At 44.7% G+C, this 26,519-nt stretch carries 24 protein-coding genes; 20 read left to right on the top strand and 4 right to left on the bottom strand.

Annotated features, from left to right (window positions below; genetic code table 11):
* Positions 1-51: 51 nt before the first annotated feature.
* The 4 genes from tpx (at position 52) to DET59_RS11085 (ending at position 4,301) form a co-directional block, all read left to right on the top strand.
* Positions 52-552 carry a thiol peroxidase gene (gene tpx, locus DET59_RS11100; RefSeq protein WP_113969752.1) on the top strand — a complete coding sequence of 167 codons (501 nt, stop codon included), beginning with the start codon at positions 52-54 and terminating at the stop codon, positions 550-552.
* 132 nt (positions 553-684) lie between these two features.
* Positions 685-1,671 (top strand): class I SAM-dependent methyltransferase, encoded by a 987-nt coding sequence (locus DET59_RS11095; protein WP_113969870.1) that lies wholly within the window; start codon positions 685-687, stop codon positions 1,669-1,671.
* A 442-nt stretch (positions 1,672-2,113) separates the two neighbouring features.
* Complete coding sequence (locus tag DET59_RS11090; RefSeq protein WP_113969751.1) at positions 2,114-3,307, top strand: acetate kinase; 1,194 nt, start codon at positions 2,114-2,116, stop codon at positions 3,305-3,307.
* 154 nt (positions 3,308-3,461) lie between these two features.
* Positions 3,462-4,301, top strand: coding sequence for an EcsC family protein (locus DET59_RS11085; RefSeq protein ID WP_113969750.1), 840 nt, complete (start codon positions 3,462-3,464; stop codon positions 4,299-4,301).
* A 19-nt stretch (positions 4,302-4,320) separates the two neighbouring features.
* Here the strand turns inward: DET59_RS11085 and DET59_RS11080 are convergent, their stop codons facing one another.
* Positions 4,321-4,638, bottom strand: coding sequence for a hypothetical protein (locus DET59_RS11080; RefSeq protein ID WP_113969749.1), 318 nt, complete (start codon positions 4,636-4,638; stop codon positions 4,321-4,323).
* A 210-nt stretch (positions 4,639-4,848) separates the two neighbouring features.
* Between DET59_RS11080 and DET59_RS11075 the strand changes: the two genes are divergently transcribed.
* Together DET59_RS11075 and argH are read left to right on the top strand one after the other, a co-directional pair.
* Positions 4,849-6,060: an argininosuccinate synthase gene (locus tag DET59_RS11075; protein ID WP_113969748.1), complete on the top strand. Its 1,212-nt coding sequence runs from the start codon at positions 4,849-4,851 to the stop codon at positions 6,058-6,060.
* On the top strand, positions 6,057-7,451 hold the full coding sequence (argH, locus tag DET59_RS11070; protein ID WP_113969747.1) for an argininosuccinate lyase: 1,395 nt from the start codon (positions 6,057-6,059) through the stop codon (positions 7,449-7,451). Before DET59_RS11075 ends, argH begins: the two co-directional genes overlap by 4 nt.
* 63 nt (positions 7,452-7,514) lie before the next feature.
* Here the strand turns inward: argH and DET59_RS11065 are convergent, their stop codons facing one another.
* Positions 7,515-7,967 (bottom strand): universal stress protein, encoded by a 453-nt coding sequence (locus DET59_RS11065; protein WP_113969746.1) that lies wholly within the window; start codon positions 7,965-7,967, stop codon positions 7,515-7,517.
* Positions 7,968-8,074: 107 nt separating this feature from the next.
* Between DET59_RS11065 and DET59_RS21650 the strand changes: the two genes are divergently transcribed.
* The 3 genes from DET59_RS21650 (at position 8,075) to DET59_RS11055 (ending at position 10,180) form a co-directional block, all read left to right on the top strand.
* Positions 8,075-8,227: a hypothetical protein gene (locus DET59_RS21650; RefSeq protein WP_181778127.1), complete on the top strand. Its 153-nt coding sequence runs from the start codon at positions 8,075-8,077 to the stop codon at positions 8,225-8,227.
* Between the two features lie 255 nt (positions 8,228-8,482).
* Positions 8,483-9,448 carry a quinone oxidoreductase family protein gene (locus DET59_RS11060; protein WP_113969745.1) on the top strand — a complete coding sequence of 322 codons (966 nt, stop codon included), beginning with the start codon at positions 8,483-8,485 and terminating at the stop codon, positions 9,446-9,448.
* Between the two features lie 75 nt (positions 9,449-9,523).
* The gene (locus tag DET59_RS11055; RefSeq protein WP_113969744.1) at positions 9,524-10,180 is read left to right on the top strand and encodes a YdbC family protein; all 657 of its coding nucleotides are present in this window, start codon (positions 9,524-9,526) and stop codon (positions 10,178-10,180) included.
* Positions 10,181-10,327: 147 nt separating this feature from the next.
* On the opposite strand, the gene DET59_RS11050 is transcribed toward DET59_RS11055, so the two are convergent.
* Positions 10,328-10,894, bottom strand: coding sequence for a TetR/AcrR family transcriptional regulator (locus DET59_RS11050; protein WP_113969743.1), 567 nt, complete (start codon positions 10,892-10,894; stop codon positions 10,328-10,330).
* Positions 10,895-11,053: 159 nt separating this feature from the next.
* On the opposite strand from DET59_RS11050, the gene DET59_RS11045 reads away from it, so the two are divergent.
* The 7 genes from DET59_RS11045 to nhaC all read left to right on the top strand — a co-directional run bounded on the left by DET59_RS11045 (position 11,054) and on the right by nhaC (position 19,994).
* Positions 11,054-13,111: an efflux RND transporter permease subunit gene (locus tag DET59_RS11045; RefSeq protein ID WP_113969742.1), complete on the top strand. Its 2,058-nt coding sequence runs from the start codon at positions 11,054-11,056 to the stop codon at positions 13,109-13,111.
* Between the two features lie 2 nt (positions 13,112-13,113).
* Positions 13,114-14,904, top strand: coding sequence for a YhgE/Pip domain-containing protein (locus DET59_RS11040; RefSeq protein ID WP_258549648.1), 1,791 nt, complete (start codon positions 13,114-13,116; stop codon positions 14,902-14,904).
* A gap of 199 nt (positions 14,905-15,103) precedes the next feature.
* Complete coding sequence (locus tag DET59_RS11035) at positions 15,104-15,649, top strand: GNAT family N-acetyltransferase (RefSeq protein WP_113969740.1); 546 nt, start codon at positions 15,104-15,106, stop codon at positions 15,647-15,649.
* Positions 15,650-15,725: 76 nt separating this feature from the next.
* Positions 15,726-16,097, top strand: coding sequence for an iron chaperone (locus DET59_RS11030; protein WP_113969739.1), 372 nt, complete (start codon positions 15,726-15,728; stop codon positions 16,095-16,097).
* A 38-nt stretch (positions 16,098-16,135) separates the two neighbouring features.
* Positions 16,136-16,726 (top strand): YdeI/OmpD-associated family protein, encoded by a 591-nt coding sequence (locus tag DET59_RS11025; protein ID WP_113969738.1) that lies wholly within the window; start codon positions 16,136-16,138, stop codon positions 16,724-16,726.
* 625 nt (positions 16,727-17,351) lie between these two features.
* On the top strand, positions 17,352-18,458 hold the full coding sequence (locus tag DET59_RS11015) for an amidohydrolase (protein ID WP_113969736.1): 1,107 nt from the start codon (positions 17,352-17,354) through the stop codon (positions 18,456-18,458).
* Between the two features lie 117 nt (positions 18,459-18,575).
* Positions 18,576-19,994 carry a Na+/H+ antiporter NhaC gene (gene nhaC, locus DET59_RS11010; protein WP_113969735.1) on the top strand — a complete coding sequence of 473 codons (1,419 nt, stop codon included), beginning with the start codon at positions 18,576-18,578 and terminating at the stop codon, positions 19,992-19,994.
* A gap of 5 nt (positions 19,995-19,999) precedes the next feature.
* Here nhaC and DET59_RS11005 read toward each other — a convergent pair whose 3' ends face one another.
* The gene (locus DET59_RS11005; protein WP_113969734.1) at positions 20,000-21,250 is read right to left on the bottom strand and encodes a transcriptional regulator; all 1,251 of its coding nucleotides are present in this window, start codon (positions 21,248-21,250) and stop codon (positions 20,000-20,002) included.
* Between the two features lie 86 nt (positions 21,251-21,336).
* Here DET59_RS11005 and DET59_RS11000 point away from each other — a divergent pair, with 86 nt between their 5' ends.
* The 4 genes from DET59_RS11000 (at position 21,337) to DET59_RS10985 (ending at position 26,454) form a co-directional block, all read left to right on the top strand.
* Positions 21,337-22,446: a mandelate racemase/muconate lactonizing enzyme family protein gene (locus DET59_RS11000; protein ID WP_113969733.1), complete on the top strand. Its 1,110-nt coding sequence runs from the start codon at positions 21,337-21,339 to the stop codon at positions 22,444-22,446.
* Positions 22,447-22,459: 13 nt separating this feature from the next.
* Complete coding sequence (locus DET59_RS10995) at positions 22,460-23,176, top strand: GNAT family N-acetyltransferase (protein ID WP_113969732.1); 717 nt, start codon at positions 22,460-22,462, stop codon at positions 23,174-23,176.
* Between the two features lie 458 nt (positions 23,177-23,634).
* Entirely contained in the window at positions 23,635-23,958 is a 324-nt protein-coding gene (locus DET59_RS10990) for an ArsR/SmtB family transcription factor (protein WP_113969731.1), read from the top strand.
* Positions 23,959-23,970: 12 nt separating this feature from the next.
* The gene (locus DET59_RS10985; protein WP_113969730.1) at positions 23,971-26,454 is read left to right on the top strand and encodes a heavy metal translocating P-type ATPase; all 2,484 of its coding nucleotides are present in this window, start codon (positions 23,971-23,973) and stop codon (positions 26,452-26,454) included.
* The last annotated feature ends 65 nt before the right edge of the window (positions 26,455-26,519 follow it).

Raw genomic sequence — 26,519 nt, 5'->3', positions numbered from 1 at the left:
GTTTTTCTGTACTATTAACATGTACATATCATTATGGAGGAGGAACAAATAATGGCAAACATTACGTTTAAGAATAACCCTGTCACTCTATTAGGTAATGAGGTAAAAGTAGGGGACAAAGCTCCTAACTTCACAGTATTAGCTAATGATTTATCGGAAGTCACACTGAATGATTCCAAAGGCAAGGTGCGTTTGATCAGTGTCGTTCCTTCCATCGATACAGGTGTTTGTGATGCACAAACAAGAAAATTCAATGAAGAAGCAACAAAGTTTGATAATGTAGAAGTATTGACGATTTCCGTGGATCTTCCATTTGCTCAAAAGCGCTGGTGCGGGGCAAACGGAATCGAGAATGTTCAAACTCTATCCGACCACCGCGACCTTTCCTTCGGTGAAGCATTCGGCGTACACATTCAAGAGCTTCGTCTGCTTGCACGTGCTGTGTTCGTGTTAAACAGCAACGATGAAGTGACCTATGTGGAATATGTGAGCGAAGCAACGAATCACCCGGATTATGACGCTGCCGTTGAAGCAGTGAAGAACGCTAAATAATCCCGTCCCAACTGAACAATGCTTAGACATGCTGACCTGATTTACCCAAGGTCAGCATTGTTTTTTTTACAAACGTAGTGGACAGAGGTAAAATAGATGAATGAAATTGTGATAAAGGAATGAGTGCCGATGATTAATTCACCAGTCGAATCATTATTTGGAATAATCGATGAAACGGCTACACTGCTGCAAGAGGAATTAGCGTGCAGTTATTTAGAAGCCGTTGCCGAAACAGGGGAAAACCTTTTTCAGGGTGACGTCCTGCAAGAGGAAATAAGTGAACTGACGAAGAAACGCCTGAACAAAAAGTACGATGAGGTGAGTCTTTCTCAGCTGGAGAATGAAAATATCCGTAAAGCCTTTCAGTTCGCGATATTAAAAGGGATGAAAGAAAACGTACAGCCCAACCATCAAATGACACCGGACTCTCTTGGTTTATTTATCAGCTACTTAGTCAATAAATTCACTCGGGGCACGGACAAACTAACCATCCTGGACCCGGCGATCGGAACGGGAAACCTCCTGACGACGGTATTAAATCAAATGCCAGGAAAAGAAACACAATCCATCGGGGTCGAAATTGATGAAATATTAATCAAACTTGCGTATGTTGGTGCCGACCTTCAAAAACATCCATTACAGCTCTTCAATCAGGATTCAATCGAACCGCTGTTCATCGATCCCGTAGACCTTGTGTTGTGTGATCTGCCAATCGGTTATTACCCGAACGATTTACGAGCACAGGATTATGAGTTGAAAGCAGAAGAAGGCCATTCATATGCCCATCATCTGTTTATAGAACAAAGCCTGAAGCACACGAAAGACGGAGGATACCTTTTCTTCATCGTGCCAAATGGACTTTTCGAATCTCCATACAGTGCACAGCTGCAAACGTATTTGAAAGAAAAGGCAGACATCCAAGGCTTCTTACAACTGCCACTTTCCCTATTCAAAAACAAAAACTCAGCGAAAAGCATCCTGGTCCTTCAAAAGAAAAAAGATGGCCAGAAGCCACCTAAAGAAGTATTGCTTGCACAGCTGCCAAGCCTATCGAATCAACGAGCACTGCAGGACATCATGTCCAAGATCGATCAGTGGCTTGCACAGAATAAACAATAGCATTTGACAGGACTGCCCTATGGCGGTCTTGTTTTTTTGTTTTATTGCCCTTCTGTTTCGGGTATGAAGGAAACGAGGCATTCGATTTAACGACTGTTTTTTGGATTTATCAACCGTTAATCGGATTTATCGACCTTTATCCAGATATATCGACCGTTTGAAAAATATATAAACCGTATTTTCCATATATCAACCGTTCTGTACGGTTCGACAAAATCCGCGTCGACCTCCAAGCTCCAACTTCCACGCTACTATCTCTATATCACCACGAATTCTAATTTTTGCGAAAATATTTAATTTAACATGAAAACGATGTCATTTCAAGCTTTTTCTTGAAATGGAGGGGAGTCAGTGATTTAATGGGGAATTGAGAGATAAAAAATGATTCAATGAACAGAATAAATAAGAGTCAATAGATCGAAAACAAAAGGAGCGATACAACGTGGCAAAAAAAGTGATTGCAATTAATGCTGGAAGCTCTTCTTTAAAGTTTCAGCTTTTTGATATGCCTGAAGAAACGGTTATTACCAAGGGTCTTATTGAACGTATCGGACTGAATGATGCGGTATTTAATATAACGGTGAATGATGAGAAACGTGAAGAAGTGACAGATATCCCTAACCATGAAGTAGCGGTCAAGATGCTGCTTGAAAAGCTGACAGGCTTTGGCATCATCGATTCACTTGATGAAATCGACGGGATCGGACATCGTGTCGTACATGGTGGCGAGGTCTTTAATGAATCCGTTCTGATTACGGACGAAGTAGTGTCTAAGATTGAAGAACTTTCTGATTTGGCTCCACTTCACAACCCGGCAAACCTGACGGGTATCAAGGCATTCCATAATGTATTGCCTAATGTACCAGCGGTTGCTGTTTTTGATACAGCTTTCCACCAATCCATGCCGGAAAGCTCATTCTTATACAGCCTTCCTTATGAGTACTATGAAGATTACGGAATCCGTAAGTATGGTTTCCACGGTACTTCCCATAAGTATGTGTCTGAGCGTGCTGCGGAAATGCTTGGTCGTCCGCAAGAGCAAGTTCGCCTGATTTCTTGTCACCTTGGGAATGGTGCAAGTATCGCAGCGATCGAAGGCGGTAAATCCATCGATACGTCAATGGGCTTCACTCCTTTAGCAGGGGTTGCCATGGGTACTCGTTCAGGTAATATCGACCCGGCCCTTATCCCGTTCATCATGGAGAAAACAGGATCAACGGCTGATGAAGTATTGAACATCCTGAACAAGAAATCCGGTATGCTTGGTGTATCCGGGTTCTCAAGTGACCTTCGTGACATCGAGCAACAGGCTTCAGAAGGTAACGAGCGTGCGGAACTGGCTCTTGAAGTGTTCGCCAACCGTATCCATAAATACATCGGTTCTTATGCATCCCGCATGTACGGTGTAGACGCAATTGTCTTCACAGCAGGTATCGGTGAAAACAGTACGCTTATCCGTGAAAGAGTCCTTCAAGGCTTGGAATTCATGGGCGTATACTGGGATCCGGCACGTAATCAGGTCCGTGGGAAAGAAGCATTCGTCAACTACCCGCATTCACCTGTAAAAGTCATGATCATTCCAACAAACGAAGAAGTCATGATTGCACGTGATGTAGTGGAAAAAGGGAATATCTAATAAATGATCGGGATCACCATTAATGGTGATCCTGTATTTTTTTGTGGGTAAAAAATAACAGAGTATTCAAAATGCTTTCTTGGTAAGAAAGAATTGTGTTCCCTAGATATGGTATACTATACGTAATTTAAGGAATGTAAAAGGAGTGGGAGAAGTGAATTGGTCAGAACGAGATAATCAGGTATGGCAGTCGATTAAAGCGTGGCGAGGAGAATTATTTGAATACGAAGCGAATGATTTGGAGCATACATATGTGAAATGGTTGGATTACGCATTTGAATCCATCCCTGAAGATGTTCAGGCTCAATTTTTCCAGCGCCTGGATGGCTGGTTGTTTCACATGCACTCTCTGATTCAAGGTTCACAGATGCAAAATGACGCCCGTGAGCGCATCCTTGTGACGGCACGAGCCTTTAATCAAGACATTCAGACGGTCGAAGATCTTCATTATTTAACGATTGACCAGCTTCATTACATAGCGGAACAGCATGCGGGACGACATCGCATCTACTCTCTGTTACAAGGAGGGGTGACCGGTACCGGCGGCCTGGTGGCGATCGGTTCGGATCTGCCTGCCATGCTCGTCATCAATCTTCGTTCGGTGCAGCTCATTGCCATCACCTATGGATTTGATGTGCAGACCCCATTTGAAATGATGACGTCACTGAAAGTGTTTCATGCAGCGACCCTTCCGGCAAGGCTCCGTGCCCTTGCGTGGGAAGATTTGATGGAGGATTTAAATAAGAAGGATTCCAATTACTTCTATGATGGATCGGAGCAGCTGACGGATTACACGTGGCTGGAAGGATCCATGAAGCAGGCGCTTAAAGCCATGGCCATCACCATGTTCAAAGGGAAGAAGTGGTCAGGTTTGCCCCTTGTCAGCATCGCCATCGGAGCGGGTTCGAATTATCAGCTTTCCAGAAAAATTACCGATTTTGCGGAAAAATATTATCAGTACCGCTATTTACGTGATAAGAAAAATGACCAATAAACAAAGGGGAATGATGAGCTCACATCATTCCCCTTTGTGTTTTATCCGGAGTGGTCCGGTACCAAATCCATAAATCATTGATCTCTGAAGCTCTCTCGGAAATCTCTCCATTGATCATGCAGGATCTGTCGAAATGGTCTGCCTGAGCCAATTCCGTCTGCAGTCTCTCAATTTCCACTTCAATTTCCTGGATCCGGTCAGGAATCATTCCCCGCACGCGCTCCCATTCAAGAAGGACCATTTCTTGTTCTTGAGAAGAATAAGTAGTCCAATCCTTCGACAACCGGGGAAGTTGAATTCCTAGCCTTGAATTATATGAAAAAAATTCGCTCTTCATCTATATGGATGCTCCTTACTTTTCATTCTTCTTTCATCCTACAATAAATGAACCGACAATCCCAGCAGGAAGGCAATCTCACAATCCGCCGATAAAATATTTATACAAATTTATGAATAAGTATTGATGTATCTCTCATTAACTGCTAATATAAATTCATCTTAAAGAATAAATATTCACTATATATAAAATCAACAGGAGGAGATACGGATGAATAAAAAAGTGGTATTAGCCTACTCAGGTGGTTTAGATACGTCGGTTGCGGTGCAATGGTTAAAGGAAAAAGGATATGAAGTGATTGCATGTTGTTTGGATGTGGGAGAAGGAAAGGATCTGGATTTCGTTCAAGCAAAGGCGTTGAAGGTCGGAGCTACAAAAAGCTTTGTAATCGATGCGAAAGAAGAATTTGCGAATGAATATGCCCTTCTTGCCTTACAAAGTCACGCCCTGTACGAAGGGAAATATCCACTGGTATCTGCTCTATCAAGACCTTTGATCGCCAAAAAACTTGTGGAAATCGCTGAGCAGGAAAATGCTACGGCGGTCGCACATGGATGTACCGGAAAAGGGAATGACCAGGTGAGATTTGAAGTATCCATCGCGGCTCTCAATCCTTCCCTAGAAGTGATTGCGCCGGTTCGCGAATGGAAATGGTCTCGTGAAGAAGAAATTGAATATGCGAAGGACAAGGGTATTCCTATTCCGATCAATCTTGATTCTCCTTATAGCATAGACCAGAACTTATGGGGAAGAAGCAATGAGTGCGGGGTTCTTGAAGATCCATGGGCTGCTCCTCCAGAAGATGCATACGATTTAACGTCCAGTATTGAAGAGTCACCGAACGAAGCGGATATGGTCGAGATTACATTCTCACATGGTGTACCTGTTGAATTGGATCACGTTGCATATCCACTGCATGAAATCATTTCAAAGCTTAATGTCATCGCTGGCAAGCATGGGGTCGGACGTATCGATCATGTGGAGAATCGCCTGGTCGGGATCAAGTCCCGTGAAGTATATGAGTGTCCGGCTGCCGTCACGCTGTTAAAGGCGCATAAAGAACTGGAAGATCTCACGCTTGTGAAAGAGCTTGCTCATTTTAAACCTGTGATCGAGAAGAAAATGACGGAATTGATTTATGAAGGATTATGGTTTTCCCCACTGAATCAAGCGCTGAAAGCATTCCTTGATCAAACGCAGGTGTATGTGAATGGCGTTGTACGTGTGAAATTATTCAAGGGGCATGCGATTGTGGAAGGAAGAAAATCGCCTAATTCTTTATATGATGAGAAACTCGCAACTTACACAAAAGCCGATGAATTCGATCATGATGCTGCCGTTGGATTCATTCAATTATGGGGTCTGCCGACAAAGGTTTCAGCAATGGTCAACGCTGAAAAGAAGGAGAAAGTGACTCTATGAGCAAGCTCTGGGGAGGACGTTTCACAAAGAAGCCGGAAGAATGGGTGGATGAATTCAACGCATCCATCTCCTTCGATCAAGAGCTCGTTCTAGAAGATATTGAAGGCAGTATAGCCCATGTAAAGATGTTAAAAAAATGCGGGATCCTGACAGTAAGTGAAGCCGATCAGATCCTTGAAGGACTTCATGTTCTATACGGTAAGGCCGAAAAGAATGAGCTTCAGTTTTCTGTCGAGTATGAAGATATTCACTTGAATTTGGAGAAGCAGCTGATAGATTTAATCGGTGAGGTAGGCGGTAAACTTCATACAGGCAGAAGTCGAAATGACCAGATCGCGACCGACATGCATCTGTTTCTAAAGAGACGAGTGGAGGAAATCGTAAAGCTCGTTGAGGATCTTCAGGAGGCGATCATCCTTCAGGCGGAAGAAAATGTAGAAACCATCATACCTGGATATACACATCTTCAGCGTGCCCAGCCGATCTCTTTCGCTCATCATCTGATGTGTTACTTCTGGATGATCAATCGGGATAAGGAGCGACTTGTTGACTCTCTAAAGCGAATCGACATATCCCCCTTGGGTGCAGGGGCACTGGCTGGTACGACATTCCCGATCGATCGGGAATATTCAGCAGAGCTGCTCGGCTTCGATTCATGCTATGAAAACAGTCTCGATGCCGTAAGTGATCGTGATTTCATACTGGAATTCCTGAGCAACAGTTCGATTATGATGACGCATCTTTCCCGTTTGGCGGAAGAAATGATTCTGTGGTCGACGGAAGAATTTCGATTCATCGAGCTTGATGACAGCTTTACGACAGGAAGCAGTATCATGCCTCAAAAGAAAAACCCTGATATGGCAGAGCTTGTCAGAGGGAAGACAGGAAGAGTGAATGGGAATCTCATTTCTCTCCTTACTGTATTAAAAGGCTTGCCTCTTGCGTACAACAAGGATATGCAGGAAGACAAGGAAGGTATGTTTGATACTGTTAAAACGGTGGTGGGATCCCTGAAGATTTTCACGGGAATGATCTCTACGATGAAGGTGAACACGAAACAAATGGAGGAAGCGGTAGGCAACGATTTCTCCAATGCGACGGAACTTGCCGATTACTTGGCGACGAAAGGGATTCCGTTCAGACAAGCCCATGAAATCGTCGGGAAGCTGGTTCTCTATTGTATTGAAAAAGGCTGCTATCTGAAGGATGTTTCGCTTAAGGAGTACGGTGAGTTTTCTTCATTGATTGAAGAAGATATATATTCGATTTTGACTCCGTATTCTGCAGTTGAAAGAAGAAAATCGTATGGTGGTACCGGGTTTGAACAAGTGAAGGTTCAGATTGAGAAGGGGAAATCTCATTTGAAAACCTTCACTGCTCAATCAGTCTAGATAAAAAGAGCCGTTGAACGTAGAGTCAATCTACATTCAACGGCTCTTTTGATTAATATGAAATTACTCTTCCACTTCTTCCGTCCGAACAACAAGAACATCACAATGGGCAGCACGTGTGATATGCTCTGACACACTTCCGATGAGGAATCGTTCGACGGCGTTGAGTCCGGTTGCGCCGCATATGACAAGGTCTGCTCCTACGTTCTTTGTTGCTTCTCTTGGGATGATCACTTTCGGGGAGCCGTACTCGACATAGGTTTTCACTTTTGTTAACCCTGCTTCTGCAGCTTCTGCTTTGTACTCTTCTAACAATTCTTCAGCATACTTGATAGCTCTTTCTCCTACTGTACGATCATAGGATTCGATTGCCGCGAAGGAACGGGTATCGATCACGTGTATCAATGAAAGAATCGCATCATTCCGTTTGGCGATGGCAATCCCTTTTTTGAATGCCCATTCGGCTTCTTTGGATCCATCGACAGCTACTAATATGTTCTGATATTTTAAACTCATTGTTATCCCCTCCTTATCTTTATCATACTATATTTTTCCACGCATATCTGTAACGATTTTCCGAACAATATTAGGGAATAGATTACTTAGTATAAGGGGGAAGCGACATGAAGAAGAGGGATCCGAAAGAGCAGTTTTCGTATGATGAGCAGGCAAATGAACAGGTGAGCCAGCAGATCATGGATTCTTATACGAGCGGAGTCATTGATACGGAGAATGGTCAGTATGGCACGTATGAGAATGGAGAGAATGAGAAGTAGGTAGTAAAGATACCTATTTTCTACAAGCTTTCATGCTTAGGGTAAAATATTTGAAGCTGAATAAAGGCAGTCGAGAGCAAGCAGGATCTTTTCTGCTTGCTTTTTATTGGATGTCTTCAATAAGAGAAGGTTATGATTGTCCTTTCAATTTTAATATTATTCGAATGCCCCTTTTTACAGTAGAATGAAGAGTAAGTGATGGGAAAATATGTTATACAGAAGATTCTACTTTGTTGTATAAGGGAGCTACAATTAATGAAAGCAGTTATTCAAAATGAGTTCGGACATTCAGATGTACTTGTATTCACGGATGTGAAATGCCCGGAAATAACTGAAGATGAAGTGTTGATAAAAACCGCATTTTCTAGTGTGAACTATGCAGATATCAAGTCACGGAAAGGTACTAAAGTGAAGGGTAACTTCCCCTTGACCCTTGGGCTGGATGTTTCGGGAACCATTGTGAAAGTGGGTAAATCGTCTGCATTTTCCATTGGAGACCGTGTCATCGCCTTTCCCATAGGTGGCTCATACTCAGAATATGTGAAGGCAAATAAACAATTGGTATTTAAGATCCCGGACAGTCTTCCTCTTGAACAGGCTGCTGCCATGCCGACCGTATCAATCTTGTCTTACCTTCTCTTACATGAAGTCGGTCAAGTGAAAAAGAGCGATACGATCATCATCCATAGTGCTGCTGGTGGAGTTGGTTCAATGCTTGTACAACTAGCAAAACTGGCTGGGGTAAAGACGATCATTGCAACTGTGGGGAACATCCGGAAAGAAAACTATGTGAAGAACTTAGGTGCAGATCTCGTTTGTACATACGATTCGTTTGCAGAGGAAGTTCTAAATAACACATATGATCAAGGAGCAAATGTTATTTTCGACTCAGTAGCAGGTGAAGTCACTTCCAAGAGTCTGGAGTGTTTGGGTCTATATGGAACCCTTGTTCAATTCGGCAACAGCAGTGGAAAAGCAGGTACCTTTAAAACAAGCGATGTTCATAGTTCCTGCAGGAATGTAAAAGGCTTCAGCTTAGGGACGACCAGGAAACATCGACCGGAACTTTTAGCTCCTGTTGCTGATCAGGTTATAAAGTTATTTGCCTCCAAGAAAGTCATCCTGCCCGTCGCACAGATCTTTGATTTGAGAGATGCGGCAAAAGCACATGAATTGATAGAGAGTCGTGATTATGAGGGGAAAGTGTTGATTAAGGTATAAATCTTTTCTGAGAACGATTTCTCAGATTAAGAGAACACCGTTGCCCTTGAAATTTCTTAGTAGGGAGTCCGTACTATGATTATTAAAGCGATTACGTGTAAAGTGAGCGAGGAATGTAAGGAAGATTTTTTCGAAGAGCAGAAAATATGGAAAGCGCTGAGTCCACTGAACGGATTTTTGGGCCAGGTTGGAGGGTGGAGTAAAAAGGAACCATTAACAGCCTGTATTTTTGCTTTTTGGGAAAATCAAGAGGCTTATAAACATTTTATGGATGACGCACATGACGAAATCTTTTTTCGTTCAAATCAATCAAGTACCTATAAGTCTATCGATGTATCTTTATATGAGGAAAATATTACGATCCCTGGCTCGGAAAAGAGAATCATTCATGCGTTAAAGAAGGGGAAATATGTTCGAATGGCCAGGGTACAAGTGAAACCTGATCATAGTGATCATTTTATTGAAATGCAAGAGACGATTTGGAATCCAGGAATGAGCGTAGCTGAAGGGTTGCTTAGGAGATCATTTGCTAGTTCGAAAAAGAGAATGAGAGATTTTCTAGTGTTTTCTTGCTGGAAAAATGAGAGATTCCATCAAGAGTATGTGGAAAAGCATTTTCCAGTTTTGGTTGCTGCAACAAAGATTGAAACCGATGTGCAGGAAATTGAGGGAGAAGAACTTGTGCTTGAAGAAGCGTGGCGAGTTCTTCCAAGCAATAACGGTGGTGCGTAGTGGGTACTGATAGACTCACTATCTCTATTTTAAGATCATGCATGAACAGCAGGCTTGGTACCAAAGTAAATGAATAATTAAAGAGCCTACCCGAAGACGTTAACTAAAAACGTTTTCAGGTAGGCTCTTTTTTTGTAAGCAATATCCCTACCGCACCCCCGACAACCCCCGATTAATAAACCGGTGCAATATCCCTGCCATTTCTTCAGGCGTCTTATCCATGCCATTTTCCACCCAATTTTTGATGACATGTATACTCCCGCTCACCATAAACATATTGATGTATTCATAGGTTTCTTGATCGACACGGCTTTCGGTGATCCAGTTTTTGAAGATGAATTCGTGGGTGATGATCATGCCTTTTTTTAGAAAGTACATATCGGTGTTCTCGCTGAGAAGAGCCTCACAGATGTCGCTTTTTTCGGCGATGTATTCGAATAGTTTTTCGGTCATTTGGAGGGCTTCTTCTTCTTTTGAGAAGTTATATTGACCCAGAGTGATGGTCAGGTCCTTGATGAATTCTTCTTCGATTGCTTCGAGCAGTTCGTATTGGTTTGAGTAGTGGGAGTAATATGTCGATCGGTTGATGTCTGCCGTTTCGCAGATTTCTTTGATGGTGATGCTTGAGATTGATTTAGTCTGCAGTAGTTTCAAGAGGCTTTCTTTTAAAACCATGCGTGTATATTTTTTCCGTCGGTCCATTTTTGAGTTCAAAGATCAACGTTCCTTTCCTGCTTTTTCTGAGTTATCCAACATACGCGTAAGATGTGTTGAGTATTGAACATTCCTTATGCAACTGTCCGTTGAATATCCAACACGGTGTTTATTATAATGATAATGTGAAAATGTGAAAGAGACAAGAGAGGATGAAAGATGATAAATATTGCATCTTGGATCATAAAGCATAAGAAAGCTGTTCTGGTTGCGTTTATCCTGGTGACGGTGCTGTCAACGGCTGCGCAGTTTTTTGTGAAGGTCAATTATAATATGGTCGATTATTTGCCCGATGATGCCCAGTCGACTCAAGCCATGGACATCATGGAAAAAGAGTTCACGGGTGACGTTCCCGATACGCGGGTCATGGTGACGGGTGTGACGATACAAGAGGCACTCACCTATAAAGAAAAGCTGGAAGCCATAGACGGGGTATCGGATGTGATGTGGCTGGATGATATGGTCGACCTGAAGACGCCTTTGGAAGTGGCGGATAAGGATACGGTCGAGAATTACTATAAAGATGAGAACGCGCTGTTTTCCATCAGCGTCCGCACCGGGGATGAGGTCCGGATCACTGATGAAATTTATGAGCTGATTGGTAGTGACGGTGCGATTGCCGGTGATGCAGCCAATACGGCAAGTTCTCAGAAAATGGCCGGAAGTGAATCGATGTATGCAGGGATGTTACTGGTTCCCCTCATTATTTTGATTCTCGTCGTCTCAACGACTTCGTGGATCGAACCTCTGTTTTTCCTGACGGCGATCGGGGTCTCGGTTCTGATCAACCTGGGAACGAATATTTTCCTTGGGGAGGTTTCATTCGTTACCCAGTCGGTTGCGCCGATCCTGCAGCTGGCGGTGTCGCTGGATTATGCGGTATTCCTGCTACATAGCTTTTCCGATTACCGGAAAGTGACGGATGATCCGGAAGAAGCGATGAGGCTTGCGATGAAGAAGTCGTTCCCTGCGATCACGGCAAGTGCGGCAACAACGTTCTTCGGGTTTATCGCCCTTACGTTCATGGAGTTTCAGATCGGCTCGGATCTCGGGTTGAACCTGGTGAAGGGGATCGTCCTGAGCTTTATCAGTGTGATGGTGTTCCTCCCTGCACTGACCCTTGTTTTCTATAAATGGATGGATAAGACGAAGCATAAGAGCTTTGTACCAAGCTTCACGGGTATCGGGAACAAGGTATTGAAACTTAAGGTTCCGAGTTTGATCTTTGTATTTGCCATTCTGGTTCCTGCTTTCCTGGGGCAAACGAATACGTCATTCATTTACGGGACAGGAGAACAGCCGGAAAACACCCGTGTCGGAAGTGACTTCAAGAAGGTGGAAGAGGCATTTGGTGAAACGACGCCGATCGTTCTGTTAGTACCTAAAGGAGATGTGGCAAAAGAAGAGGAGCTCGTCGAGGATATCGAGGCACTCGATTATGTAACAGGGGTCATGGCGTATGTGAACCAGATTGGTGCCGAGATCCCTCCTGACTATCTGGACAAATCGATCACGGATGAATTCTACTCTGAAAACTACAGTCGAATCGTCATTAACACAAGTCAGGGTACGGAAGGGGAAGTTCCTTTTTCGATTGTAGAGAAGGTGGAAAAAGCGGCGGCGGATTATTACGGAGATGAAGCTTTGGCGCTTGGGGAAAGCGTGACGCTTTATGATATCAAGAATACCGTCAACAAGGATAATGTGGTCGTGAATGTGCTGACGGTCGTGACGATTGCCCTTGTGCTTCTGTTCAGCTTTAAATCGATTACGATTCCGGTGGTGCTGCTCATCACGATTGAAGCGGCAGTCTGGATCAATTTATCGATTCCGTACTTCACAAATACGCCCCTCGTGTTTGTCGGATATTTGATCATCAGCACGGTACAACTTGCCGCGACGGTGGATTATGGGATTTTATTCACAGAAGCCTATACCCACTATCGCAAGGAAATGCCTGCTAAAGAAGCAATCGTAAGAACCCTGGATGAGAAGACTTTCTCGATTTCGATTTCGGCAGCGATCCTTTCGAGTGTCGGGTTTATTTTGTGGATCACCTCGTCCAATCCGATTGTGGGATCCATCGGTCTATTGATGGGCAGGGGGGCTCTGCTAGCCTTTATCATGGTCCTCTTTGTCCTGCCGGCGATGCTGTTGGTATTCGATAAAGTTATTAAGAAAACAACCTATAAAGCAAATTATTATGAGGAGAAATGATGATGAGAAAAAAACATTTACGTTATTCTGCACTCGCATTGATGCTGTTCTTGCCTTCATTTCTTAGTGTCCCGGCCCAAGCGGCAACGGAAGGAAAGGTGACTTCTAAGGATGAAGTCGTGTACGCGACATTGAATGCAGCTGGTGACCTGGATCATATCTATGTCGTGAATACCTTCGACGTAGCCCGTGCCGGAAAGATCCTCGATTACGGGGAATTCAGCAGCGTCAAGAATCTGACGGATTTGAAGAAGCTTGAGGTTGAGAGGCAGAAGATTGAAATGGATGCCCCAGAAGGAAAGTTCACGTATCAAGGAAACATGAAAGAAGATACAGAATTACCGTGGGATGTGAGGGTATCATATAGCTTGGATGGGAAGAAAATTGATCCATCCGAGCTTGCAGGAAAAAGCGGGCATCTCGAAATTAACATCTATACTGCTGAAAATAAGAATGCAGGTACTGTATTCTATGAGAATTATTTATTGCAGGTTTCATTGAACCTGCCGAATACGTATGAGAACATCGAAGCGGCAGACGGCATGGTGGCAAGTGCAGGGAAGGATAAACAGATCACCTTCACGGTCATGCCCGGAAAAGAGAAAAAGCTAAGCGTGGAAGCGGATGTTAAGGACTTTGAATTTAAAGGTGTCCAAATCGGCGCTGTCCCGTCTACACTCCCGATCGATTCAACGGGAACGGATAATATGACCGAAGACATGTCAGAGCTATCAGGTGCCATCGGAAAACTAAATACCGGGGTGGCCGACCTGAAAAGTGGTGTCTCCCAATTGAACGACGGGGCTGCGGGCCTGCGCGATGGTTCAGCTCAATATAAAAATGGCATCAGTGAATTGAACGGTTCTTCGTCTCAAATTGTGGGAGCGTCGAATTCTATCGGGGAGGCACTGCGAACCATCGATCAGTCCCTGGCTGCGAATCCTGCTGAGATGGATTTGTCCGCACTGAATGAGTTGCCGGGTGGTCTCACGCAGCTGGCGGATGGCCTTACGCAAGCTGCGAATGGGTTATCGAACCTGCAGAAGAACTATTCTTCAGCCTACTCTGCATTGGACGTTGCGATGGCGGAAATCCCTGCTTCCGAGCTTTCGGAAGGGGAGATTGCCGCATTATACGAAAGCGGAGCGGATCCACAGGTAGTGGATAAACTGGTAGAGTCCCATCAAGCCGCGCAAAAAGTGAAGGGGACCTATGCAAGCGTCAAGGAAGCCTTCGCTGCCGTGGAACCAACCTTGAATCAGGTGAGTGGTTCCGTCAACGAGATGAGCGGACAGCTGACTTCCATCTCGAATAATCTGTCTGCATCATTGAAAGAAACGGATATGAGCGGGTTTGCTCAGCTGCAAAAAGGACTGGGTGAACTGTCCGCCAACTACGGCGAGTTCCACTCCGGACTGGTCCGCTATACAGAAGGCGTGGGTCAGCTATCCACTTCATACGGGAAGCTTCATTCCGGCATTGCTGAACTGGCTGACGGAACAAGTGAATTACAAGGTGGAGTTTCGGAGCTTCACAATGGAACAAGCGAATTGCATCAGGAAACGAAAAACCTTCCTGACAAAATGCAAGAGGAAATCAATAAGATGATGGCTGAATACGATAAATCGGACTTCAAGCCGGTATCCTTCGTTTCCTCCAAGAATGAAAAAGTATCTTCCGTGCAATTTGTGATCAAGACAGAAAGCATCGAAAAAGAAGAACAAGAAACGAAGAAAGCAGAACCGAAGAAAGAAAAAGGATTTTGGGAGTTGCTGATGGATTTGTTTAGGTAACTTGAAAGGATGAATGACACAAAGGTGGTTGGTTTTAGTAACCAATCTTACTTTTGTGTCATTTTTTGTGTGTCAATTTGTTTTTATTTTAATAGCTTTCCTTACAATCTAAGTTCAAGCTAAAATGTAATAGAGTAGTATTAATTGTTTCCAGACTAGAGTCAGCGGGACATTCATTGATTAAATGGGGGACGTAATGATGAATCTTAAATATGAAGTGATTCCAGAAGAAAAGGCAGAATACTGCCGGGACCTGTGCAATGAACTGATGGACTTTCAACAGTCAAAGGCATCCATTACACCTGAACGGTTTGACAGCATGAATTTTGACACAAGGATGCTGACATCGATTAAAAGTGCACGACACAATTATATTGTGGTGGTGAAAGATCATGATATGAACGACGATATCGTAGCCTATGTATATACCAATTTTTCACCGAAAGAATCGTATTCAAATGATTTTGCCACGTTTTTCGATCTTTCAACAGTTAAGAAAGAGAACGTAGGCTGCCTATCCCAGTTTTATATAAAAGAAGGATATCGGCAATTCGGAGTGGGATCCAGACTTTTTACACTTTCTATGGATTGGTTGAAAACCTACGAGGATGTCGAGGATTATTTTGTGTTCACATCGAATGGGAATCAAGAGGCGTTGGAATTCTATCAGCGGAAAGGGTTCTCGATTTCTCATGACATCCTGGACGGCTTTATCACGGTTTTACGAAGTAATAGGAGAGGATAGGACGTTTTTGACTATCCCGGTTGTAAAATATATAGTTTAAAATAGGAGAGACACCACAAAGGTAGGAGGGAACAAGATGGACGTTTTTACACCCTATTTATCGGCGATTGATAATCAAGACCACCGTATTCGAATGGAGGAAATCTTGAACTGGATTATGGAGAAATTCCCGCAAATGGAACCAGTGATGAAATGGAATACCCCTATGTTTACTGATCACGGGACATTTATCATAGGTATCTCTACCGCGAAGCAACATGTAAGCGTTGCACCCGAGGAAGTAACCATGACGCATTTTGCCGATAGGATTGAACAATCCGGCTACAGTGCCACCAAGGGCTTGTTTCGAATTAAATGGAAAGACCCAGTGGATTACAAATTGCTTGAGGATATGATTACATATAATATTCAGGATAAAGCAGAATACACGGACTTTTGGCGGAAGTAGATAATACTTAGAGTTCATATAAGAAGGAGTGTTCCAGGATGATAAAGCCGAATCGCAAAGTTGATGGATTTATAAAAAAAACCAAGACCTGGAAGGAAGAGTTTGAGAGGTTGAGAAGCATCCTTCTTGGCTTTGAGGAGCTGGACGAAGAAATCAAGTGGATGCATCCTTGTTACACGCTAGAGGGGAAAAACATTGTATTAATGCATGGATTCAAAGACTATTGTGCGCTTCTGTTTCACAAAGGTGCCTTATTGAAGGACCCCGACGGGATTCTCGTCCAACAAACGGAGAATGTGCAGGCAGCGCGCCAGATCCGGTTCACGAATGTTCAAGAAATCATAGAAATGAAGCCAATCTTGAAAGCGTATATCCAGGAAGCCATTGAAGTGGAAAAAGCCGGTTTGCAAGTGGAATTAAAAAAGACGGAAGAATACACCATCCCTGAAGAGCTTCAAACTAAATTCGACGAAGTCCCTGCCTTGAAGACGGCTTTTGAAGAATTGACGCCAGGAAGGCAACGAGCCTACATTCTTTATTTCTCTAAAGCCAAACAATCCAAAACACGCGAGTCCAGGATTGAAAAATATATGGAGCATATTCTTGATGGTAAGGGATTGAATGATTAATAAGGAGGAGACAAGATGACCCTATTGACACCAATAATCATAACAGGTGCCGTTCTTTCATTGGCATGGATTGTAGGAAATAATGAGAAGGCTAACGAACAAAGTAAGTGATAGATGAGGTTCCATGAATAATAAGGGCAAAAGTAAAATAGGTATATAGAAAGACTGGTGGTACAAGTTCCTTTTTGTACTAAGCTCTGGATTGGGGCTGATTCTATGTATCAAAATAGAGATAGACTTGTGAATATCGTCATTTTATTGCTCGTTTGCATCCTTGTCTTTCACATCATCCGGATCATCCTGCACGTAAAAGTTTATTTCGTATACAGCATGGGGATGGGTTATCTTTTATTTATCGGACTCCTCATTTTCCTCATTTTATTTCTTTTTTTCAAAAGGTGAATGTCTTACGCAAGCGGGTACTTTTCGTTAATGGAAAGTGCCTCTTTTTTATGATGAATATTGGTGACAGACCAGCAATCCTCAAAAGAGTGTAATAATGGTCTGCCCTAAGACAGGAGAACTCAATCAATTGATTGCGTTTTGTAGCGGGTCTTGAACAGAAGCAGGATATTCTCTTCCCATCTCAGAATACATAGTGAAAAGGAATGAAAGGAGAATGAGAATGAATATTGAAAAACAGATTTTAGATTGGTTCACTCATTTCCACACTCACCCGGAAGTGAGCTGGAAGGAATATGAAACGACGAATAAGATTGCAGGGATCCTCGATGAACTGAATGTGAGCTACAGGAGATTTTCTGATGTGACAGGTTTGATCGCTGAAATAGGTGAAGGGGATGAAGTGACGGCTGTACGCGCGGATATCGATGCCCTGTGGCAAGAGGTGGACGGGGTGATGCAGGCGAATCATTCCTGTGGTCATGACGCCAATATATCGATGGTTCTCGGAGCGCTTCTTTATTGTCTTCAGGATCCTCCAAAGGATAAGCGGATCCGCTTCATTTTTCAACCTGCAGAGGAGAAGGGGAATGGATCGCTGACCATGATTGAGAAAGGGGCGCTTGAGGATGTCGGTTATTTATTCGGGGTTCATCTGAGACCGAAAGAAGAATTGGATCATCGGTCCTTTTCGCCTTCGGTTCACCATGGGGCAGGCATTTACATGGAAGGGAAAATAAGAGGTGTTGATGCCCATGGTGCGAGACCCCATCAGGGGAAGAATAGCATCGATGTGTTGGCGGCCATTCATTCCTTTTTAAAAACGATTTATTTGTCTCCATTTGAATCGTATTCTGCCAAACTGACAAAGCTCGCTGCCGGAGGGGAGAATCTAAACATCATTCCTGGAAATGCGGAGTTTGCAATCGATGTACGTGCCCAGAAGAATGAGGTGCTGGAAGAAATACAGCGCCGTCTCGAGGATGGGGTCGATGCGATTGCCAAGCTGTACGGAGTCACGATTGAGTACGAATGGACAGACTATACACCGGGGGCGGAAGTGTCTGCTGATGCTGAGAGCATCACGAGGGAAGCGATTCGATCCATCGCGGGTGAAGAAGCATTGGCTCAGCCGGTCATTACATCGGGCAGTGATGATTTTCATTTTTACACGATCAAGCATCCTGAAGTGAAAGCGGCGATGATCGGGGTCGGGGCGGATTTGACTCCCGGACTGCATCATCCGGAAATGACGTTCAATACTTCAGCGTTGAATCAAGCGGCAAAAATAATAGCTGAGACGTTAAAAAAAGCATCATTCAGATTGTAAACGGTACCAAAAACGGATTGACGACTTCAGCTTCTCCCCTTATGATACTCATATAACGACTATTTAACGACAATTAGGAATAGTCAAAAAACAAAGTGCTTACAAGGGGGAATTTGGATGAAGAAAGAAATGTCTTTTTGGCTGGCAATCATACCATTGCTCGTCATGATCACCGTAATGGCCATTACAATCGTAGTTTTGGAGCAGGGGCCGCACATTCCTCTGATCATCGGGACAGTCACGGCTGCACTTGTCGCCTGGCTTTCAGGGTTCAAGTGGAAGGATATAGAGGAAGCGATGTATAAGGGGATTCGTCTTGCTTTACCTGCCGTCGTCATCATCATGCTTGTGGGATTGACGATCGGTGCGTGGATCGGCGGCGGAGTCGTGGCGACGATGATCTATTATGGTTTGAAGATGATCACACCTTCGCTTTTCCTATTATCGATTGCGGTCATCTGCGCCGTTGTGTCGCTTGCGATCGGAAGTTCCTGGTCAACAATGGGGACCATCGGTGTTGCGGGCATGGGAATCGGCATCAGTATGGGGATTCCGGCTCCGATGATTGCAGGTGCCATTATCTCCGGTGCTTATTTCGGTGATAAGATGTCGCCGCTGTCAGATACAACGAACCTGGCTTCGGGACTGACCAACACGGATCTTTTTGTACATATCCGCCATATGCTTTACACAACTATACCGGGCTTTGTGATTGCCCTGGCTGTATATGCTTATTTAGGAAGGAACTTTGGAAAAAGCGGCGTCAATACCGAGGACATTGAAAAAACGATCGGGGTTCTGCAGGACAGCTTTGTTGTTTCACCATTTTTATTGATTGTACCACTGCTTGTCATTGTGCTCGTCGCACGAAAGGTTCCGGCCATCCCGGCTCTGATCGTGGGGATCATTCTTGGATTTGGAGCACAGGTCTTCATTCAGCATGATTCGTTTGCGGATGCTGTTTCGGCTCTTCAAAGCGGATACGTCATCGAGACGGGAAATACGATGGTCGATGATCTGTTTTCACGCGGAGGTCTCGATTCCATGATGTACACGGTCTCGATGACGATTGTCGCGATGACCTTCGGGGGGATCTTGGAACACACAGGTATGCTTCGTGCCATCGTCAACCAGATCCTTAAGGTGACAAAGACAGCGAAAGGCCTGGTGGCTTCCACTGTGGTTTCTTGTTTTGCCACGAATGCATCATGCTCTGAACAGTATATTTCTGTCGTGGTGCCTTCAAGGATGTATGCGAATGCCTATAAGGAAAAAGGGCTTCATTCAAAGAATCTGTCACGTGCCCTTGAGGACGGGGGGACGTTGACATCTGTCTTCATCCCATGGAATACATGCGGGGTCTTTATTTTAGGAACGCTCGGGGTCCATGCATTTGACTATGCTCCATATGCGGTGTTGAATTTTGTCGTGCCGATTATTTCCATCATCTATGCCTTCACGGGCTTCAGCATTACCAAACTGACAGAAACCGAAATGAAGGCAATGGAGCAGGAGGATGCCACACTTTCCTCCTGAACCGGTCAATAAATGGGGAAGGTCAGTTCATAAATGGCCCGCGGCCTTCCTTTTGCATAGGTCATTTCTTCTCCGATGATCTTGGCCGAACCATTGTCGACCAGCTTCTTCAAAATCCGTTCCGTGGAGCGCCGTGTGATTTGCAAATAATCAGATAGCTCTGCCGCAGTGAAATCACGGGACGAGCGGGATTTGTAGAATTGAATGATTTTGGATAAATTCGATGGACTTAATTTTAATTGTTTGGCAAGAGACAGCATTTCTGGATGATCATTTTTCAGATGCTGTTTCTTGCTTTTATCAGGGTAAGGTCCTGACATTTCCTTTTCCTCATTAAGAATAAAGGCGCAGCCATCAGGATCAACCTTTCTGGCAAATGACAACGCGGTCTCTGCGTTTGCCTCTGCCTCCGCTGCCGTATGACCGTATCCGAACCCTGCAAGCACGGGGCGTTCATGGAAGTCGGTGCTGTCCAGGAAATGTTCGATACTGCCCCTATTGCTGTAAATCGTGTAAGAAGCATTGTCCTCATTTTTTTGAAGGGTCCCCTTCATCAAGCGGGCAAGCTCATGAAGATGTTCATGTTCTCCATCCCATTCTTGAAGTGAAAGACGGGCTGCGGCAATCGTGGCAGCTTTTCGTTTAGAAAGAAGGGATTGGGAATGAGCTTCATCAATGGCACGAATGAGGGACTTGGCAGGGTCAATCATTCTCATGCAAGGGATGTGCAACTCGACAAGGCGGTCATAAACCGCATGGATGCTCGTTAAGGCCATATCTGTTTGACCTTCCTGAAATAACTGCTGGTGGAATTCTGTATAGTCGTTGATGTTAAAGTTGTGGGGCAGGCTCTCTTTATAATCCTTTACATATAGGGGCGGGTTCTTGAGGTGTAAGTCTGACTGGGCGTGATCGATGAGAGAACGTTCCATCAAATCGATGGAAACACGGTCTGGTTCGATCCAACGATGGTGCAGGATATAAAGCAGTGATGTCACAAGGGCCGTTTCATCCTGTTCCAGGTAAAGGACCGGGACAGACAATGTGCGGCATTCTTCCTTTGAAAAAAAGTAAGGCAGTGCTCCGGAAAACAAAACGGCATCACAGGGTGTCAGGTTTTTAATATGTAAGCTTGCTTCCTGGGGCTCACCGTAAATATAGGGGATCAGTTCGATAGTGTTCAAATCCAGTGCAATGGACGTCTGGACGTGTTCGATGAATTCTCTCGACCCGATCAGGGCGATTTTTGTTTTCATGACAATCTCCTTTCTGAATTAACGACTATATAACGACATTATACCAAGAGGAAATAAAATTTGTTAGTTTAAGGAGTGTTTATCTTATGATCATAAAAAAAATAAATCTGTATGCCATTCGATTACCACTGAAACAGCCTTTTATCATAAGTTACCATACCTATGAGGATATGCCTTCTATCATTTTGGAAATGGAGACGGACGTGGGAATCATTGGATATGGTGAAGCAGTGGCGGATGAACATGTAACAGGCGAAACGTGGGAAAGCACATTTCAGGTGCTTCAGCACACCCTCGCCCCGAAGCTGATCGGGGAGAATCCTTTTCATATTGAACGAATTCATGAGCTGATGGATAAAACCATTTACAATGCCCCGACAGCAAAGGCGGCCATCGATATCGCTTGCTATGATGCCATTGGGAAAAAAGTGAATCAGCCTGTCTATCAGCTGCTTGGCGGCCGGTATCATGAAGAATTCCAGCTTACCCATGTCCTCAGCATAACAGAACCGGACACGATGGCAGACGAAGCGGCCAGTATGATCGAGAAAGGATTTCAATCCTTTAAAATGAAGGTGGGAACCAATATCGACCAGGACATTGAACGAATACGGAAGGTCAGGGAACGTGTCGGGTGGGACGTGCCGATCCGGGTGGACGTGAATCAGGGCTGGAAGAACAGCAGTCAGACACTGAAGGCACTGCGTCATCTTCAAGAGTTGAACATCGATTGGCTGGAGCAGCCCGTCTTGGCAGATGATATAGATGGGATGGTCCGGATCAAAGCGAGGACGGATATCCCCCTCATGATTGATGAAGGGTTGAAAGGCTTACGTGACATGCGTGAGATCATCCAGAAGCAGGCAGCGGATAAAGTGAATATCAAATTGATGAAAAGCGGAGGGATATACCCGGCAGTGAAACTTGCCCACATGGCTGAGATGGCCGGGATGGAATGCCAGGTCGGTTCGATGGTCGAGTCATCCATTGCGTCAGCAGCCGGATTCCATGTGGCTTTTTCCAAAAAGGTCATCACTAGTGTAGAATTGACGGGCCCGATTAAATTTTCACAGGACATCGGAGACTTGCATTATGACGTCCCATTTATCCGACTGTCGGACAAAGCGGGCCTTGGTGTTAACGTAAATAAAGATATATTGGAAGAGTTGACTGAGTTTAAGAGTATCGTAGAGTAAGGAGCATGGGATCATGGATCATCTATTTGAAGGATTTCTTGACAAAAACAATGAATCATACAATGTCCGTTTGTTAAATAAAGAGCATATGAGCCAATTACAGCAGCTGCAGGAGCTTGTGGTTGATACATTGACGGAAAAAAAGAATTTACAGCCCCTGACGTATGAGGAATTGGACTATATATTAACCGGAAACGGACTGATGATTGGAGCCTTTACAGAGAAGGGATTAATCGCCTTCCGCGCCTTATTGATCCCCCCGATTGATGAAGAGCATCTGGGGTTGGATGTTGGACTCGAGGCAGAGGAACTGCCACGGGTCATCTATCAGGAAATTTCGAATGTACACCCGGATTATAGAGGCAACCGGCTTCAGCAAACATTGGCTCATTTGATCATGGAAGAACAGGGAAAGCTGCTGGATCAAAGGTTCACCTATGTGGCGTGCACCGTCGCTCCCTTTAATATTCCCAGTTTAAAAGATAAGTTTAAGCAGGGGATGGAGATTGCTGCCCTTAAGATCAAGTACGTCGATCAATTGCGCTATATCTTTATTAAGCGCCTTGATGGAGAGGGAAGAGGGGAAGAAATTTCCGAGATTGCCAGAGTTCCGATGGGGGATGTCGAAGGCCAGCAGGCTTTATTGGAGGAAGGTTGGCGCGGCATTTCCCTGGAGGAAGATGATGATGGTGGGTATAGGGTGTTGTATGTGAAGAGAACTTTTAAATAAAGGTGTCCCGTTTTGATGTGAAAAATATGGATAAACTCACCGATTGGCAGTCCTATTCTTAGCTGAATGAGACTGCTTCTTTTTGTGGATGTAGGTTGGAGATCTGGTTAAGCATCAGAGCTGATAAATAGACGGAAAGATTCCGCTTAATTACTTATTTCTATTAAAAAAGGCTGAAATACACGGAAAGATTCCGCCTATTCACCTGAAAATTCAAAGATGGTTGGATTTTTCTTTGCATAAGCGGAAATCCTCCGCCTATTTATCCCAGAAACAAGGTCCGAGTTGATATTAACGGGAAAATCTCCGCTTATCTTACTTACCACACACAATGCCAGTTTCCCATACTTCAGTAGACTGCCATTAAATTTTAAAAATTTATTGACACACATATTAGAGATTGCTAATATGATGGAGATACATATTAGAAAAATCTAATATGAAGGGTGGCACTTTAAATGGATAAGAAAATTGATTTAGAGACAAAAGTGAAGTTCCTGCAGGGATTTGCGCACAGGATCAGGATTCAGATATTGGAAAGTATCAAGACGGAAGAGAAGACAGTTTCTCAGATTGTCAGGGAACTGGACGGGAGTCAGTCGAGTGTATCCCAGCATCTGGCCTGCTTGAGGGGATGCGGACTGATTGTTGGCCGACAGGAAGGAAAGTATACGTACTATAGCCTTAGCAACCAGCATGTGCGTGATTTACTGACGATGTTCGATGTGGTACTGGATGAAGTAGATAACGATGTGGCGTGCTGTAGACATCATATTGGATAAAGGGTGAAGGAAATGGGAGAGTCATGTTGCAACTCGAAAGACAACGAATACGGAAGTGCTCAACATAAAACGGAGAACACCAAAAGCTGCTGTAGCGCCGATGAACCTTCTGCTGAACAGGGTCTGAAGACGAACTCATGTTGCACCAGCGAAGCTGACGAGATGGATAAAGGAGCATGCTGTTCCGGAGATGCCCTCGCATCTGAAAAAGCTCAGTACCGGATCTATGGCATGGATTGCCCTTCCTGTGCACTCTCCATCGAGAAATCTCTCGTCAAGTTAGAGGGGGTCGGCGAGGCAAAAGTCAACTATAACACAGCGAAGCTTCACGTAACCGGGAGCTCACTTGATCGGGTAGAAACGGAAGTACAGAAGCTTGGATTTAAAATCGAACCGCTCAACGAAAATAAAGACATCAGAACCTATGTGGTCGAAGGGATGGATTGCAGCAGCTGCGCAAAGAGCATTGAAAACCACCTCCACACCATTCCAGGCGTCCGGCAGGTAAATGTCCATTTTTCAACGGGAAAAATGAAAGTGGATCATGAGAATAGTGTGGAAGAGATTATCTCAGAAGTGTCCAAGATCGGATTTCGTGCATCGCTGCCAGCTAAAGGTGACCAAGACGTTTCCTCTAACAAAGAAGGATATGGGAGCATCATCACCTCAGGAGTCTTGATCGCACTGGGATTCTCAGGCTCATTTATGGGCATTTCCCCTTTAGTGGTCACGCTTCTGTACGCAGCTGCCATGATCATAAGCGGCTACAAGCCGGTGATAAGCGCGTTTTACTCCGTTAAAAGCCGTTCCCTCGACATGAATGTACTGATGTCAGCGGCAGCCATCGGGGCGGCATTGATCGGGGAATGGCTGGAAGGGGCTACGGTTGTCTGGTTGTTTGCCCTCGGAACGACGCTTCAGACGATGTCCATCGAGAAAACGAGAAGCTCCATCCGGAACCTGATGAATCTCGCACCATCGGAGGCGTGGATTAAAGCCGGGACTCAATTAATGAAAAAGCCGGTGGAAGAAGTGGCGGTTGGTGAAGTCCTCGTGGTTAAACCGGGAGACAGAATCCCGTTGGACGGGGAAATACTATCGGGTGAATCAAGTATCAATCAGGCACCGATCACAGGTGAATCCATCCCTGTTGATAAGGAACCGGGCGATGCGGTGTACGCAGGGACCATCAATGAAAATGGATCTCTTGAAGTACGGGTGACAAAGCTTGTTGATGATACGACGATTTCCAAGATCATTCACCTTGTGGAAGAAGCACAGGAACAGAAAGCCCCGACCCAGGCGTTCATTGATCGCTTTGCGGCGATTTATACACCGATTGTCTTTGTATTGGCCCTCGTGATGATGGTACTTCCTCCACTTGTTGGATTCGGCACCTGGGGAGAATGGTTCTACAAAGGTCTTGAACTGTTAGTGGTTGCCTGTCCGTGTGCACTCGTCATCTCCACTCCGGTCGCGATCGTTTCGGCGATTGGAAATGCGGCAAAGAACGGGATCTTGATTAAAGGCGGCACCTTCCTTGAAAAAGCGGGAAGCATCACCGCCGTTGCGTTTGATAAAACGGGCACCCTGACGGAAGGGAAACCGCGTGTGGCGGATATTAGGACCTTCCACTCAACAAAGGAAGAACTGTTATCCACTGCTCTTACGCTAGAAGAGTATTCCACTCACCCTATCGCACAGACCATTGTGCTGTTTGCACGCGAAAAAGGAATACAAGCAAGAAGTGGTGAATCGTTCAAGAACATTGTGGGGAAAGGTGTTCAGGCAACGATTAATGGAGTCACCCATTATGCAGGAAACACCAAACTGTTTGAAGAAAAGGGTATATCCCTGGGTGAAGTTGCCGGACAGCTGGTCAAGGGGCTTCAAACAAAAGGGAAAACCGTCGTGATCATCGGCTCGGACCAGGGTGCCATGGGAGTCATCTCCGTCGCAGACTCGATCCGGAAGACGACTGTCCGCTCCCTTGAGGGGTTAAAGGCTGCAGGGGTTCGGGATGTGGTCATGCTGACAGGTGATAATGAAGGAACGGCAGAGATGATTGCGAAGGAAGCCAATGTGAATCGCTATTTTGCCGAACTTTTACCAGAAGATAAAGTGAACGTGGTGAAGACCTTACAGAGTGAAGGACATAAAGTAGCCATGGTCGGTGACGGGATCAACGATGCGCCGGCCTTAGCCACTGCGGATCTCGGAATTGCAATGGGAGGGGCAGGGACCGATACGGCCATGGAAACGGCTGATATTGTGTTGATGGCCGATAATCTGGATCAGTTGCCGCACACCATCAAGTTAAGCCGAAGAGCACTGGCGATCATCAAACAGAACATCTGGTTCTCGTTGATTGTGAAGTTTGCAGCACTGGTCCTGATTTTTCCTGGGATCCTGACGCTCTGGCTGGCAGTCCTAAGCGACACGGGAGCAGCGATTATTGTGATTTTGAATGCTCTTAGGCTGGTGAAAGGGAAATAATAGAAGGAGAGAGGTTGCCTACCGGTGAGTTATCATCCGAGGTGACCTCTCTTTTTTGCAAAGAC

This window comes from Rossellomorea aquimaris (assembly GCF_003315075.1).
GTDB classification, from domain to species: Bacteria; Bacillota; Bacilli; order Bacillales; family Bacillaceae_B; genus Rossellomorea; species Rossellomorea aquimaris_C.
Note: the sequence above shows the minus strand (reverse complement) of the source record. Positions and strands in the feature narration are given on the sequence as shown.

Bases quoted from the DNA above. Each gene is read 5' to 3' on its own strand.
- tpx (WP_113969752.1), top strand. From the start codon at position 52: ATGGCAAACATTACGTTTAAGAATAACCCTGTCACTCTATTAGGTAAT.
- DET59_RS11025 (WP_113969738.1), top strand. From the start codon at position 16,136: ATGATAAAGCCGAATCGCAAAGTTGATGGATTTATAAAAAAAACCAAG.
- DET59_RS11060 (WP_113969745.1), top strand. From the start codon at position 8,483: ATGAAAGCAGTTATTCAAAATGAGTTCGGACATTCAGATGTACTTGTA.
- DET59_RS11035 (WP_113969740.1), top strand. From the start codon at position 15,104: ATGAATCTTAAATATGAAGTGATTCCAGAAGAAAAGGCAGAATACTGC.
- argH (WP_113969747.1), top strand. From the start codon at position 6,057: ATGAGCAAGCTCTGGGGAGGACGTTTCACAAAGAAGCCGGAAGAATGG.
- DET59_RS10990 (WP_113969731.1), top strand. From the start codon at position 23,635: ATGGATAAGAAAATTGATTTAGAGACAAAAGTGAAGTTCCTGCAGGGA.
- DET59_RS11000 (WP_113969733.1), top strand. From the start codon at position 21,337: ATGATCATAAAAAAAATAAATCTGTATGCCATTCGATTACCACTGAAA.
- DET59_RS11080 (WP_113969749.1), bottom strand. From the start codon at position 4,638: ATGAAGAGCGAATTTTTTTCATATAATTCAAGGCTAGGAATTCAACTT.
- DET59_RS11005 (WP_113969734.1), bottom strand. From the start codon at position 21,250: ATGAAAACAAAAATCGCCCTGATCGGGTCGAGAGAATTCATCGAACAC.
- DET59_RS11045 (WP_113969742.1), top strand. From the start codon at position 11,054: ATGATAAATATTGCATCTTGGATCATAAAGCATAAGAAAGCTGTTCTG.
- DET59_RS11015 (WP_113969736.1), top strand. From the start codon at position 17,352: ATGAATATTGAAAAACAGATTTTAGATTGGTTCACTCATTTCCACACT.
- DET59_RS11065 (WP_113969746.1), bottom strand. From the start codon at position 7,967: ATGAGTTTAAAATATCAGAACATATTAGTAGCTGTCGATGGATCCAAA.
- DET59_RS10995 (WP_113969732.1), top strand. From the start codon at position 22,460: ATGGATCATCTATTTGAAGGATTTCTTGACAAAAACAATGAATCATAC.
- DET59_RS11075 (WP_113969748.1), top strand. From the start codon at position 4,849: ATGAATAAAAAAGTGGTATTAGCCTACTCAGGTGGTTTAGATACGTCG.
- DET59_RS21650 (WP_181778127.1), top strand. From the start codon at position 8,075: ATGAAGAAGAGGGATCCGAAAGAGCAGTTTTCGTATGATGAGCAGGCA.
- nhaC (WP_113969735.1), top strand. From the start codon at position 18,576: ATGAAGAAAGAAATGTCTTTTTGGCTGGCAATCATACCATTGCTCGTC.
- DET59_RS11055 (WP_113969744.1), top strand. From the start codon at position 9,524: ATGATTATTAAAGCGATTACGTGTAAAGTGAGCGAGGAATGTAAGGAA.
- DET59_RS11030 (WP_113969739.1), top strand. From the start codon at position 15,726: ATGGACGTTTTTACACCCTATTTATCGGCGATTGATAATCAAGACCAC.
- DET59_RS11040 (WP_258549648.1), top strand. From the start codon at position 13,114: ATGAGAAAAAAACATTTACGTTATTCTGCACTCGCATTGATGCTGTTC.
- DET59_RS10985 (WP_113969730.1), top strand. From the start codon at position 23,971: ATGGGAGAGTCATGTTGCAACTCGAAAGACAACGAATACGGAAGTGCT.